Source organism: Streptomyces exfoliatus (genome assembly GCF_000725545.1).
Taxonomy (GTDB): domain Bacteria; phylum Actinomycetota; class Actinomycetes; order Streptomycetales; family Streptomycetaceae; genus Streptomyces; species Streptomyces exfoliatus.
In genome coordinates this window covers 16819-29817 of sequence record NZ_JNZP01000018.1, presented here as the reverse complement: position 1 = coordinate 29817, position 12999 = coordinate 16819, and the positions used below count along the sequence as shown (strand labels likewise).

The window sequence follows — 12999 nt, the reverse complement described above, 5'->3', positions numbered from 1 at the left end:
GGGGAGCGTCAGCTCTCGCCGCGTCGTCGTGCGGCCTCGCGGTCCCGGTGGACGTGACCCTTGTCCGTCTCCAGCTTCGCCGTGTACGTCGCGCCGATCGCCCAGCCGACGCCGAGCAGCGCGATGGTGTACCCGGGAAGCCCGAGGCCCGTCAGGGACACCCCCACCATGCCGAGCAGGGCCAGCACCCAGATCACCAGCGCCACCTTGCCCCGGGCGCCGAGGAACAGCCACCCGCGCGGGCGGGCGGGCAGCGCCTCCAGGCCCCCTTCGGGGCCGGCGGTCGCGGCCTTCGGGCGCTTGAAGTAGCCGTACATCATCCACTCGCCGCACAGCTCCCAGCCCTCGGGTTCCAGCTCGCCGAGGACCCGCTCGCGGCGCCCGCCCTTGAGGACCTCGCGGCGGTACTCCCAGCGCAGCGCCGCCCCGGGGGCCCGGCGGCAGACGAACCGCCCGATCGCGTCGAGCGACTCCACCTCCCAGCCCTGGTCGCCGTGGACGGCCAGCATCCGCCGGTCGTTGAAGAGGTCGGCCGTCCAGGTCCAGCTCTCCGCCGCCTCGTCCGGCTCGCCCGGCGGCGGCACGAGCCCGCCGAGCTGTGCGGCGAAGGCGGCGACGGGGCCGAACTCCTCCTCGGGGCCCGTCCCGGACTCGGCGAGGTGGGCGCGCAGGTCCTCCACGGTGGCGGCGATCTGCTCGTGCGGCACACCCGAGGCGTGCAGCGTGTCGGTGAGCGCGCTGAAGTAGCGGTCGGAGTCCTCGGTCATGGTGTGTTTCCCCCTGGGTGGAGCGTGGTCTCGACGGCGCGGTGGAAGCGCAGCCAGTCGCGGCTCTCGGTGGCGAGGTGGGTGCGCCCCTGTGTGGTGAGCCGGTAGTAGCGGCGTCCGGGGCCGCGCTCGGCGGCCCGGAACTCGGCCTCCACCAGACCGGCTTCCTCCAGGCGGTTCAGTACGGGGTACAGCGTCCCGCCCTTGATCTCGCCGAGTCCCGCCTCTGCGAGTGCCTTGGCGATCTCGTACCCGTAGCTCTCTCCGTCGGTCAGGCGGGAGAGGACGAGCAGGTCGAGGACTCCCTTGAGCCAGCTGGATCTGCGGTCTGCGGCCATGGACGTATTGCATCACCAGCTAGGTAGGAACGCAAACTAGGTAGGAATATCGTAACGGCGTCCCCCTTCCGGGCCGTCTCAGATAGTAGGAAGTCCGAGTAATTGTGGAGACAGACGCGCGTTCCTGTCCTAGCTTTGTAGGAGCCGAACGTCCCGCTCCATCGAGCGCAGGGCGGACGAGAGCGCGACGCCCCGAGCAGGCAACCCCTGCGGCCGCGCTCCCCGCCCCTTCCGGCGCCTTCGATCACCACTGATCTCGAGGAGTCGATCCCCCATGGCCGCTCAGACCGCCCCCCGCGTCCGCCACTCCGCCCACCGGCCCAGCGACGAGGCCCGCCAGAACGCCGCCGCAGCCCTCCAGCGAGCCCTCGACCGCCGTGACAACGGCGGCTCCACCGGGCACTGAGGCGCACCCCGTCCGACATGGCGGTTCGTCCACATGATGGACGGAACGTGTCAGACGATGGGACGAAGAGTAGGGTGCCGACATGTCTCACAGCATCAATCTCGCAGTCATTCCCGGCGACGGCATCGGCCAGGAGGTCGTGGCCCAGGGCCTCAAGATCCTCTCGGCCGTCCTTCCCCAGGACGTGAAGCTGGAGACCGAGGAGTACGACTTCGGCGCCAAGCGCTACCACGCCACCGGTGAGACCCTCACCGACGCCGACCTCGACTCCCTCAAGAAGCACGACGCCATCCTGCTGGGCGCCATCGGCGACCCGTCGGTGCCCTCCGGCGTCCTGGAGCGCGGCTTCCTCCTGAAGCTCCGCTTCGCCTTCGACCACCACGTGAACCTGCGTCCCTCGAAGCTGCTCCCCGGCGTCGCCACCCCGCTCGCCGGCCAGCCCGAGATCGACTTCGTCGTGGTCCGCGAGGGCACCGAGGGCCCGTACACCGGCAACGGCGGCACCATCCGCAAGGGCACCCCGCACGAGGTCGCCACCGAGGTCTCGGTCAACACCGCCTTCGGCGTCGAGCGGGTCGTCAGGGACGCCTTCGCCCGCGCCCAGGCCCGCCCGCGCAAGAAGCTGACGCTGGTCCACAAGAACAACGTGCTGACCTTCGCCGGCCACCTCTGGACGAACATCTTCAACAGGGTCGCCCAGGAGTTCCCCGAGGTCACCACCGACTACCTGCACGTCGACGCCGCGACGATCTTCCTCGTCACCGACCCGGCCCGCTTCGACGTGATCGTCACCGACAACCTCTTCGGCGACATCATCACCGACCTCGCCGCGGCCGTCTCCGGCGGCATCGGCGTCGCCGCCTCCGGCAACATCAACCCGAGCGGCGAGTTCCCGTCGATGTTCGAGCCGGTCCACGGCTCCGCGCCGGACATCGCGGGCCAGGGCAAGGCCGACCCCACGGCCACCGTCCTCTCCGTCGCCCTCCTGCTGCGCCACCTCGGCTACGAGACCGAGGCCGCCCGGGTCGAGAAGGCCGTCGCGGCCGACCTCACCGAGCGTGGCGACACCGTCCGCACGACGGACGAGATCGGCGACGCGCTCGCCGCGCGAGTAGCGAGCTGACCCGCGCCGACTGACTTCTGACAGCAGCCGCCGGGTCGCAACCTGCGCCCGGCGGCTGTACCTGTGCGGCCGCAGGGTGCCACCATCGAACCCTGGACCGCGTTCACCCGTTTCGTACACCGGTCCCCGCGAGCGATAATCGGACGTGGGGCCGTGGCATACGGGCATGCTCGGACGTCCACACGATCATGGACTTCGGTCGATGAGCGAGGCGGGACGCGGTCCTACACACACAACCGGTGAAGGACACGCACTCATGACGACGCCCACGATCGAGCTCAAGCCCTCCTCCAGCCCGCTGTCCGACGCGGAGCGCGAGGCGATCCTGGTCAACCCCGGATTCGGCCGCCACTTCACCGACCACATGGTCACCATCCGGTGGACCGAGGGCCGTGGCTGGCACGACGGTCAGCTCGTGCCGTACGGCCCGCTGCACCTGGATCCGGCCACGAACGTCCTGCACTACGCGCAGGAGATCTTCGAGGGCCTCAAGGCCTACCGCCGCCCCGACGGCTCGGTCGCCAGCTTCCGCCCGGACGCCAACGCCCGCCGCTTCCAGGCCTCCGCCCACCGCCTGGCCATGCCGGAGCTGCCCGTCGAGACCTTCGTCGCGGCCTGTGACGCCCTCGTCCAGCAGGACAAGGCGTGGGTCCCGGCGCACGGCGGCGAGGCCTCGCTCTACCTGCGCCCGTTCATGATCGCGACCGAGGTGGGCCTCGGTGTCCGCCCGGCCAACGAGTACCTCTTCGTGGTCATCGCCTCCCCGGCCGGCCCGTACTTCCCGGGTGGCGTGAAGCCCGTCTCCATCTGGCTCTCGGAGAACCGCGTCCGCGCCGTCCCCGGCGGCATGGGCGACGCCAAGACCGGCGGCAACTACGCGGCCTCCCTGCTCGCGCAGGCCGAGGCGGCGGCGAAGGGCTGCGACCAGGTCGCCTACCTCGACGCCGTGGAGCACAAGTGGGTCGAGGAGCTCGGCGGCATGAACCTGTACTTCGTGTACGGGAACAAGCTGGTCACCCCCACCCTCACCGGTTCGCTGCTCGCCGGCATCACCCGTGACTCGCTGCTCAGGCTCGCCGCGGACCTCGGCCTGGAGCCGGAGGAGGGCCGCGTCTCCATCGACCAGTGGCAGGCCGACAGCGCGAACGGCACCCTGACCGAGGTCTTCGCCTGTGGCACCGCCGCCGTGATCACCCCGGTCGGCACGGTCAAGTCCGAGCGGGGCGAGTGGCAGCAGTCGGGCGGCGAGCCCGGCGAGGTCACGATGAAGCTGCGCGAGGCGCTGCTCGCCATCCAGACGGGCAAGTCCGAGGACGTCCACGGCTGGATGCACGAGCTGGGTTAGGCCACGCCCTAGTCGCTACTCCGTGGCCGCCAGGGCTTCCGGGGCCGTCGCATCGACGGTCGCGGGAGCCCTGTTCGGCGTCAGTACCGTGTACAGCGCGCCGCCCACGATCCCCGACACCACGAAGCTGCAGTCGATCCCGCCCGTCAGGGCGAGCAGCGGTCCCTCGTAGAGGGGCGTCGACACCGAGGCCAGGCCGGCCGCCGCGCCGATCGCCCAGGAGGCGGTGGCGCGCGGGTGCCAGCCCGCCGAGAACCAGTAGATCCCGCCGCGCGCACGGCGGTTGTAGACCTGGAGCGCCTCCGGGTCGTACGCGCCCCCGCAGCGCACGTGCCCGATCAGGGTGATCACCGCCCACGGGGTGCCGATCGCGGTGAGCAGCAGGACGAACGAGGTCATCGCGGTCTGCGCGTCCGAGGCGAAGTGGCCGAGGAAGACGAAGCCGGTGGCGACCGCCGCGACCACCAGGGTGGCGCGGGCCCGGGTGGCCTTCGGCAGGATGGCGTCCAGGTCGAGACCCATCGAGTACAGCATCAGACCGGCGTTGCCGACGGAGCCCGCGGTGGCCGCGATGAGCAGCGGGACCAGGTACCAAACGGGGGAGGCGGCGACGAGCGGCCCCGCGTAGTCGAGCGATCCGCGTGCGGCGAGCGCCGTGAACGTACCGAAGAGCTGGGGGATCAGGAGGCCGACGACCAGGCCGAGACAGGTGGCCCGCAGGACCGTGCGGGAGCTGTGCCGCTCGGGGGAGACGTACCGGGTGTAGTCGCCGAGCAGGGTGATGAAGGCGACCGGTCCGCTGAGGCCGGCCGCGACGGCGGAGAGCAGCCAGGTCGGCCAGAACGAGCCGAGCAGGTACGGGGTGTCGGGCACCGCCGCCGTCGTGAAGTCACCGGCGTAGGCGACGACTCCGAGGGCGAGGAGCGCGGTCATGCCGAAGGCGAGGGCCTTGCTCAGCTTGAGGAGCAGCCGGTAGCCGTACACCGCGCCGACCACCGTGCAGGCGGCGAGCAGCGCGTACACGACGGCGTGGGTGGCGTCGCCGGTCGGCAGGCCGGTGAGCCGGGCGAGCGTCCCCACCATCACGTCGCCGCCGATCCAGAGGGTCAGCGCGGTGTAGCCGAGCGAGAGCAGCAGTCCGACCACGGAGCCGACGAGCCGGCCCCGGACGCCGAAGAAGGCGCCGGAGGAGGTGGAGAGGTTGGTCGCGGTGCGGAGCGAGACCAGGGCGAGCGGGGCGGTGACGGCCACGCCGAGGAGGGTGCCGGCGACCACGGAGGTGACCGAGGCCCAGAGGCCGAGGCCGAAGGAGACGGGGAGCCAGCCGAAGACGATCACCCCCAGGCAGAGGTTGGAGCCGAGCAGGATCGAGACGAGATCGCGGGGGCCGCTGGTGCGTTCCGCCTCGGGGACGGTGTCGACTCCGCGCTGTTCTATCGGCATGGGGACTCCTGGGGACGGGAGCGGTGGGGGTGGGGGGTGACGGATTTAGAGTGACACTCAATGTGACCTGAGTCCGCTGGCGAGTCAATGCTTGGATCCCTGCGCCTCAACATTTAGAGTGGTGCTCAAACAGGAGGTGTTTCGGACGTGCGACTGACCCCCACGGAACGCGACCGGCTGCTGCTCTTCGGCGCCGCCGAGCTCGCCCGTGCCCGCCGGGCCAGGGGCCTGCGGCTCAATGTCCCCGAGGCGACCGCGCTCATCGCGGACACCGTCTGCGAGGCGGCCCGCGACGGCAAGCGACTCGCCGAGGCGATCGAGGCCGCCCGCTCGGTGCTCGGCCCCGACGACGTCCTCCCCGGCGTCGCCGACGTGGTCACCGAGGTCCACGTCGAAGCCGTCTTCGACGACGGCTCACGGCTCGCGGTCGTCTCCGACCCCATCGGCGGCGGCCTCGGTCCGGCGGCGCCCGGCGCGCTGCTGCCCGGCCCCGGACACCCGGAGACCGAGCCGGCGCTCACCCTCCCGGTACGGAACACGGCCACCGTCCCGGTCAGCGTCACCTCCCACTTCCACTTCTTCGAGGCCAATCCGCGCCTCGACTTCGACCGGGCCGCCGCCTACGGCATGCGGCTCGCCATCCCGGCCGGCGCCTCCTTCCGCTTCGACCCGGGCGGCGAGGCCGACGTGCCGCTCGTACCGATCGGCGGCGCCCGCGTCGCCATCGGCTTCGCGGGCCTGGTCGACGGCCCGCTGGACGCGCCCGGCGCGAAGGAAGAGGCCCTGCGCAGGGCGCGGGCGTGCGGCTACCTGGGTACCGAGAGCGGAGACGACGTCTGATGGACCCGTACGAGTACGCATCCGTGCACGGCCCGCGCGCCGGCGACCGTGTCGTCCTGGGCGACTCCGGGCTCGTCGTCCGGGTCGAGTCGGACTCCCAGCAGCCCGGCGACGAGTTCCTCGCCGGCTTCGGCAAGACCGCCCGCGACGGGCTCCACCTCAAGGCCGCCGCCGTCCGCGAGACCTGCGACGTCGTCATCAGCAACGTCCTGGTGCTCGACGCCGTCCTCGGCATCCGGAAGGTGTCGATCGGCATCCGCGAGGGCCGGATCCACGCCATCGGGCGGGCCGGCAACCCCGACACCCTCGACGGCGTCGACGTCGTCGTCGGCACCGGCACCTCCATCGTCTCCGGCGAGGGCCTCATCGCCACCGCCGGAGCCGTCGACACCCATGTCCACCTGCTCTCCCCCCGGATCATGGAGGCCTCGCTCGCGAGCGGTGTCACCACCGTCATCGGGCAGGAGTTCGGCCCGGTCTGGGGCGTCGGCGTCAACTCGCCCTGGGCCCTGCGGCACGCGTTCAACGCCTTCGACGCCTGGCCGGTCAACATCGGCTTCCTCGCCCGCGGCTCCTCCTCGGACCCGGCGCCGCTGGTCGAGGCGCTCGCCGAGGGCGGCGCGTCCGGCTTCAAGGTCCACGAGGACATGGGCGCCCACACCCGCGCCCTGGACACCGCCCTGCGGGTGGCCGAGGAGCACGACGTGCAGGTCGCCCTGCACAGCGACGGCCTCAACGAGTGCCTGTCCGTGGAGGACACCCTCCGCGTCCTCGACGGGCGCACGATCCACGCCTTCCACATCGAGGGCTGCGGCGGCGGACACGTCCCCAACGTCCTGAAGATGGCGGGCGTGCCGAACGTCATCGGCTCCTCCACCAACCCCACCCTGCCCTTCGGTCGCGACGCGGTCGCCGAGCACTACGGGATGATCGTCTCCGTCCACGACCTGAAGACCGACCTGCCGGGCGACGCCGCCATGGCGCGCGACCGGATCCGGGCCGGGACGATGGGCGCGGAGGACGTCCTGCACGACCTCGGCGCGATCGGGATCACCTCCTCCGACGCGCAGGGGATGGGAAGGGCCGGCGAGACCGTACGCCGGACCTTCGCCATGGCCGGGAAGATGAAGGCCGAGCTGGGCCCCATGGAGGGTGACGGCGCACACGACGACAACGCGCGCGTGCTCCGCTACCTGGCCAAGCTCACCATCAACCCGGCGATCGCCCACGGCCTCGCCCACGAGATCGGCTCGATCGAGGCCGGGAAGCTGGCCGACATCGTGCTGTGGCGGCCCGAGTTCTTCGGCGCCAAGCCGCAGCTGGTGCTCAAGTCCGGCTTCCCCGCGTGGGGAGTCGTGGGCGATCCGAACGCCGCCACCGACACCTGCGAACCGCTCGTCCTCGGGCCGTTGTTCGGCGGGCACGGCGCCACCGCCGCCGACATCTCCGTCGCGTTCGTCGCCCAGGCCGCCGTCGACCTCGGCGCCGACAGGATGCCGACCCGGCGCCGCCGCGTCCCGGTGCGCGGCACGCGCGGGATCGGCCCCGCCGACCTGCTGCTCAACTCCCGGGTCGGAGACGTCCAGGTCGACGACCGCACGGGACTCGTCTCGCTCGACGGCTCCCCGATCCGCTCCGAGGCGGTCGAGTCCGTCTCCCTCAACCGCCTCTACTTCCTCTGACCCCGCTAAGGACCTGTCGATGAGCTACCGCATGCCCGCCGAGTGGATGCCGCACGAGCGCACCTGGATGGCCTGGCCCGGCACCAACCCCACCTTCACCAACGAGGACGAACTCGCCGAGGCCCGCGCCGCCTGGGCGTCGGTGGCCCGCGCCGTACGCCGCTTCGAGCCGGTGACGATGGTGGTCGCCCCCGGCGACGCCGCGTCGGCCGCCGCGCTGCTCGGCCCGGAGATCGAGCTGGTCGAGCGGGACCTCGACGACGCCTGGATGCGGGACATCGGCCCGACGTTCGTCACGAACGGCACCGAACTCGCCGCCGTGGACTGGGTGTTCAACGGCTGGGGCGCCCAGGACTGGGCCCGCTGGGAGCACGACTCCAAGATCGCCCGCCATGTCGCCGACCTCGCGCAGGTCCCCGTACTCGCCTCCTCCCTCGTCAACGAGGGCGGCGCGATCCACGTCGACGGCGAGGGCACCGTCCTGCTCACCGACACCGTGCAGCTCGGCTCGGGCCGCAACCCCGAGTGGACCCGCGAACAGGTCGAGAACGAGATCCACGCCAAGCTCGGCACCACCAAGGCGATCTGGCTCCCCAACGGCCTCACCGGCGACTACGGCCTCTACGGCACCCAGGGCCACGTCGACATCGTCGCCGCCTTCGCCCGCCCCGGCACGGTCCTCGTGCACAGCCAGCAGAACCCGGCCCACCCCGACTACGAGCGGTCGCGGATGTACGTGAACATCCTGCGCGGCCAGACCGACGCCCAGGGCCGCCCCCTGGAGGTCGTCGAGATCCCGGCCCCCACCGTCCTCAAGGACGAGGACGGCGACTGGGTCGACTACTCGTACATCAACCACTACCTGTGCAACGACGGCGTGGTCCTCTGCGCCTTCGACGACCCCCACGACGAACTGGCGGCCGAGATCTTCCGCCGCCTCTTCCCGGAGCGCGAGGTCGTCCTCGTCGACGCCCGGACGATCTTCGCGGGCGGCGGCGGCATCCACTGCATCACCCAGCAGCAGCCGAAGGTCTGAGCCCCCCGGGCATGCGGTAGAACGTACGAGTGAGTCAGAGCAGCAGCCCGCCGCCCCCTCCCCGCCGCCGCAACCAGGCCGCCCCGCCCCGCGAGGAGCTTCTCGCCGCGGCCATGGACACCATCGCCGAGCGCGGGCTCGACGGGCTCACCATGGCCGGGCTCGGGCGGCAGGTCGGGATGAGCAGCGGGCACCTGCTCTACTACTTCCGCACCAAGGACGAGCTGCTGCTCCAGACCCTGGAGTGGAGCGAGGGGCGGCTCGGGGCTGAGCGCAGCGCGCTGCTCTCCCGGCCCGGGAGCGCGCGCGAGCGGCTCGACGGGTACGTCGACGTGTACGTGCCCGACGGGCCGCGTGACCCGCACTGGACCCTCTGGCTGGAGGTCTGGAACCGGTCGCAGAACGCCGACGACGACGCCCGCGCGCGCCAGGCCGCCATCGAGGGGGCCTGGCACCGGGACCTCGTCGCGATCCTCGCCGAGGGCGTCTCGCGGGGCGAGTTCCGGGCGGTCGACCCCGACCGGTTCGCCACCCGGATGCGCGCCCTGCTCGACGGCTTCAGCGTGCACGTCGCCGTGGGTATTCCGGGCACCGGGAGGGAGCAAGTCCTCGGGCACGTACGGGAGTTCATCGATCAGGATCTGGTGTCGCGACCGTAACGCACGTAAGTAGACCTGATCGTTGTGGGCCGCGGCCTTGTTGTCGGCGCGTGATCTCCGGCACGGTTCCGGACCATGGGACGAGATCAGTGGAAGAAGATCTGGGTCGGATCCGCGGGCAACATGGTCGAGTGGTTCGACTGGTTCGTGTACGCGAGCTTCGCCACCTACTTCGCGGGAGCGTTCTTCCCCGAGAGCAACGACACCGCCAGACTCATGAACACCGCCGGCATCTTCGCGGTCGGCTTCTTCATGCGGCCCGTCGGCGGCTGGCTCCTCGGCCGGGTCGGTGACCGCAAGGGTCGCAAGGCGGCCCTCACCCTCACCGTCACCCTGATGTCCGCCTCCGCCCTCCTCATCGCGGTCGCGCCCACCTACGCCGTCGCCGGCTACGGCGGTGCCGCCGTCCTCCTGGTCGCCCGCCTCCTCCAGGGGCTCTCCGTCGGCGGCGAGTACGCCGCCAGCGCCACCTACCTCACCGAGGCCTCGGACCCGAAGCACCGCGGCTTCGCCTCCAGCTTCCAGTACGTGTCGATGACCGCGGGCCAGATCCTGGGCCTCGGCCTGCTGCTCATCCTCCAGCAGGCCCTGTCCACCGAGGCCCTGCACAGCTGGGGCTGGCGCATCCCCTTCGTCATCGGCGCCCTCGGCGCGGCCGTCGTCTTCTACCTCCGCCGCACCATGTTGGAGACCGAGGTGTACGAGGAGAGCGCCGACGCCGGCGTCGCGGGCGACCAGAAGGGCACCCTCAAGGCCCTCTGGGCGCACAGGCGCGAGGCCTTCCTCGTCGTCGCGCTCACCATGGGCGGGACCGTGGCGTACTACACGTACACCACCTACCTCACCAAGTACCTGTCCAACTCCGCCGGGCTCCCCAAGCAGACCGCGACCCTGGTCTCCTTCTGCGCCCTGATCGTCTTCGCCTGCCTCCAGCCGCTGGCCGGGCGCCTCTCCGACCGGATCGGCCGCCGGCCGCTCCTCATCACCTTCGCGGTCGGCTCCACCCTCCTCACCGTGCCGATCATGACGATGCTGAAGCACGCCGGCTCCTTCTGGCCGGCCCTCGGCCTCTCCCTGCTCGCGCTCGTCGTCATCACCGGCTACACCTCCATCAACGCCTGCGTGAAGGCCGAGCTCTTCCCCACCGGCATCCGCGCCCTCGGCGTCGCCCTGCCGTACGCGATCGCCAACGCCCTCTTCGGCGGCACCGCCGAGTACGTGGCCCTCTGGTTCAAGGACGCCGGCATCGAGTCGGGCTTCTTCTGGTACGTGGCGGGCTGCGCGGCCGTCAGCCTGGTCGTCTACCTCACGATGCGGGAGACCCGGGACATCGACCTGGGCCGGGTCGGGACGGGCGAGGCCGCCGTGCCGGGGCAGAAGCGGGATCAGCTGCCCGTATCGTGAGACCGGCGTCCCGCCCGCGTTCCACCTGTGTCAGACTTCCGGCGTGCTTGCTACCACGATGATTATCGGCAGCAGCGCGCCGGTCCGCAGTGGCCACTGAACCGCGGCACGACCCCCGCGGCAGTGGACACCGTGCCTCAGACCCGCGCGCAGACCTCTCGCACCCGCGAGGGGTTTTTTCGTTTTCCGGCCCCACCCATGCCGGAAGCGGACGACGCGTGAGAATGGGGGCAAGTGGATCCAGACCTTCCGGAGCCACATCCGACAGGAGCCATCACAGTCATGACCACGGAGAACGGCGAGAGCTCGCGCCTCGGCGACAGCCACGTCGACGACAGCTTCCATGTCTTCGACACGACGCTGCGCGACGGGGCGCAGCGTGAAGGCATCAACCTCACCGTCGCGGACAAGCTGACCATCGCCCGGCACCTCGACGAGTTCGGTGTGGGCTTCATCGAGGGCGGCTGGCCCGGCGCCAACCCGCGCGACACGGAGTTCTTCGCCCGCGCCACCCAGGAGATCGCGTTCAAGAACGCGCAGCTCGTGGCCTTCGGCGCCACCCGCAGGGCCGGCGGCAAGGCTGCCGAGGACCCGCAGGTCAAGGCCCTCCTGGACTCCGGCGCCCCGGTCGTCACCCTCGTCGCCAAGTCCCACGACCGGCACGTCGAACTGGCCCTGCGCACCACCCTCGACGAGAACCTGGAGATGGTCCGCGACACCGTCGCCCACCTGTGCTCCCAGGGCCGCCGCGTCTTCGTCGACTGCGAGCACTTCTTCGACGGCTACAAGGCCAACCCCGACTACGCCAAGGCCGTCGTCCGCGCCGCGCACGAGGCCGGCGCCGACGTCGTCATCCTCTGCGACACCAACGGCGGCATGCTCCCGGCCCAGGTCCAGGCCGTCGTCGCCACCGTCCTCGCCGACACCGGCGCCCGCCTCGGCATCCACGCCCAGGACGACACCGGCTGCGCCGTCGCCAACACCCTGGCCGCCGTCGACGCCGGCGCCACCCACGTCCAGTGCACCGCCAACGGCTACGGCGAGCGGGTCGGCAACGCCAACCTCTTCCCCGTCGTCGCGGCCCTGGAACTCAAGTACGGCAAGAAGGTGCTGCCCGACGGCGCCCTCGCCGAGATGACCCGGATCTCGCACGCCATCGCCGAGGTCGTCAACCTGACGCCCTCCACCCACCAGCCCTACGTCGGCGTCTCCGCCTTCGCCCACAAGGCCGGACTCCACGCCTCCGCGATCAAGGTCGACCCGGACCTCTACCAGCACATCGACCCCGAGCTGGTCGGCAACACCATGCGGATGCTCGTCTCCGACATGGCCGGACGCGCCTCCATCGAGCTCAAGGGCAAGGAGCTCGGCGTCGACCTGGGCGGCGACCGCGAGCTCATCGCCCGCGTCGTCGAGCGGGTCAAGGAGCGCGAGCTCCAGGGCTACACGTACGAGGCCGCCGACGCCTCCTTCGAGCTCCTCCTGCGCGAGGAGGTGGAGGGCCGGGCCCGCCGCTACTTCCGTACGGAGTCGTGGCGCGCGATCGTCGAGGACCGCCCCGACGGCACCCACGCCAACGAGGCCACCGTGAAGCTCTGGGCCAAGGGCGAGCGGATCGTCGCCACCGCCGAGGGCAACGGCCCGGTCAACGCGCTCGACCTGGCGATGCGGGTGGCCCTGGAGCGGATCTACCCGCAGCTCGCCAAGTTCGAGCTGGTCGACTACAAGGTCCGCATCCTGGAGGGCCGCCACGGCACCGAGTCCACGACCCGTGTCCTGATCACCACCAGCGACGGCAACGGCGAGTGGGCGACGGTCGGCGTCGGCGAGAACGTGATCGCGGCCTCCTGGCAGGCCCTGGAGGACGCCTTCACGTACGGACTCCTCCGGGCCGGGATCGACCCCGCCGAGTAGCCGCCGGTCGCCCCGCCGAGCGTCGCCCCGTCCAGTAGCCGC

At 71.3% G+C, this 12999-nt stretch carries 12 protein-coding genes; 9 read left to right on the top strand and 3 right to left on the bottom strand.

Going from position 1 to position 12999, the window contains the following annotated elements; genetic code table 11:
- Positions 1-8 precede the first annotated feature (8 nt).
- Together IO20_RS36785 and IO20_RS0121825 are read right to left on the bottom strand one after the other, a co-directional pair.
- Positions 9-767 (bottom strand): hypothetical protein, encoded by a 759-nt coding sequence (locus tag IO20_RS36785; RefSeq protein WP_030553754.1) that lies wholly within the window; start codon positions 765-767, stop codon positions 9-11.
- On the bottom strand, positions 764-1105 hold the full coding sequence (locus IO20_RS0121825) for a PadR family transcriptional regulator (protein ID WP_030553756.1): 342 nt from the start codon (positions 1103-1105) through the stop codon (positions 764-766). Before IO20_RS0121825 ends, IO20_RS36785 begins: the two co-directional genes overlap by 4 nt.
- A gap of 274 nt (positions 1106-1379) precedes the next feature.
- Here IO20_RS0121825 and IO20_RS42015 point away from each other — a divergent pair, with 274 nt between their 5' ends.
- From IO20_RS42015 to IO20_RS0121810, 3 genes are all read left to right on the top strand, one after another.
- Positions 1380-1511 carry a hypothetical protein gene (locus IO20_RS42015; protein ID WP_281181669.1) on the top strand — a complete coding sequence of 44 codons (132 nt, stop codon included), beginning with the start codon at positions 1380-1382 and terminating at the stop codon, positions 1509-1511.
- A gap of 82 nt (positions 1512-1593) precedes the next feature.
- Positions 1594-2634 carry a 3-isopropylmalate dehydrogenase gene (locus IO20_RS0121815; protein ID WP_030553758.1) on the top strand — a complete coding sequence of 347 codons (1041 nt, stop codon included), beginning with the start codon at positions 1594-1596 and terminating at the stop codon, positions 2632-2634.
- 256 nt (positions 2635-2890) lie between these two features.
- Positions 2891-3979, top strand: coding sequence for a branched-chain amino acid aminotransferase (locus IO20_RS0121810; protein WP_030553760.1), 1089 nt, complete (start codon positions 2891-2893; stop codon positions 3977-3979).
- A gap of 15 nt (positions 3980-3994) precedes the next feature.
- Here the strand turns inward: IO20_RS0121810 and IO20_RS0121805 are convergent, their stop codons facing one another.
- Positions 3995-5422: a cytosine permease gene (locus IO20_RS0121805; RefSeq protein WP_030553762.1), complete on the bottom strand. Its 1428-nt coding sequence runs from the start codon at positions 5420-5422 to the stop codon at positions 3995-3997.
- 147 nt (positions 5423-5569) lie between these two features.
- Between IO20_RS0121805 and ureA the strand changes: the two genes are divergently transcribed.
- From ureA to cimA, 6 genes are all read left to right on the top strand, one after another.
- Positions 5570-6262: an urease subunit gamma gene (ureA, locus tag IO20_RS0121800; protein WP_030553764.1), complete on the top strand. Its 693-nt coding sequence runs from the start codon at positions 5570-5572 to the stop codon at positions 6260-6262.
- Positions 6262-7944, top strand: a complete 1683-nt coding sequence (locus IO20_RS0121795; protein WP_030553766.1) for an urease subunit alpha — start codon at positions 6262-6264, stop codon at positions 7942-7944. The genes ureA and IO20_RS0121795 overlap by 1 nt, the downstream gene beginning before the upstream one ends.
- A 19-nt stretch (positions 7945-7963) precedes the next feature.
- Positions 7964-8980, top strand: coding sequence for an agmatine deiminase family protein (locus tag IO20_RS0121790; RefSeq protein WP_030553768.1), 1017 nt, complete (start codon positions 7964-7966; stop codon positions 8978-8980).
- 29 nt (positions 8981-9009) lie between these two features.
- Entirely contained in the window at positions 9010-9639 is a 630-nt protein-coding gene (locus IO20_RS0121785) for a TetR/AcrR family transcriptional regulator (RefSeq protein WP_078946136.1), read from the top strand.
- A gap of 75 nt (positions 9640-9714) precedes the next feature.
- On the top strand, positions 9715-11043 hold the full coding sequence (locus tag IO20_RS0121780; RefSeq protein WP_030553772.1) for an MFS transporter: 1329 nt from the start codon (positions 9715-9717) through the stop codon (positions 11041-11043).
- Positions 11044-11325: 282 nt separating this feature from the next.
- Positions 11326-12957: a citramalate synthase gene (gene cimA / locus IO20_RS0121775; RefSeq protein WP_030553775.1), complete on the top strand. Its 1632-nt coding sequence runs from the start codon at positions 11326-11328 to the stop codon at positions 12955-12957.
- Positions 12958-12999: the final 42 nt, after the last annotated feature.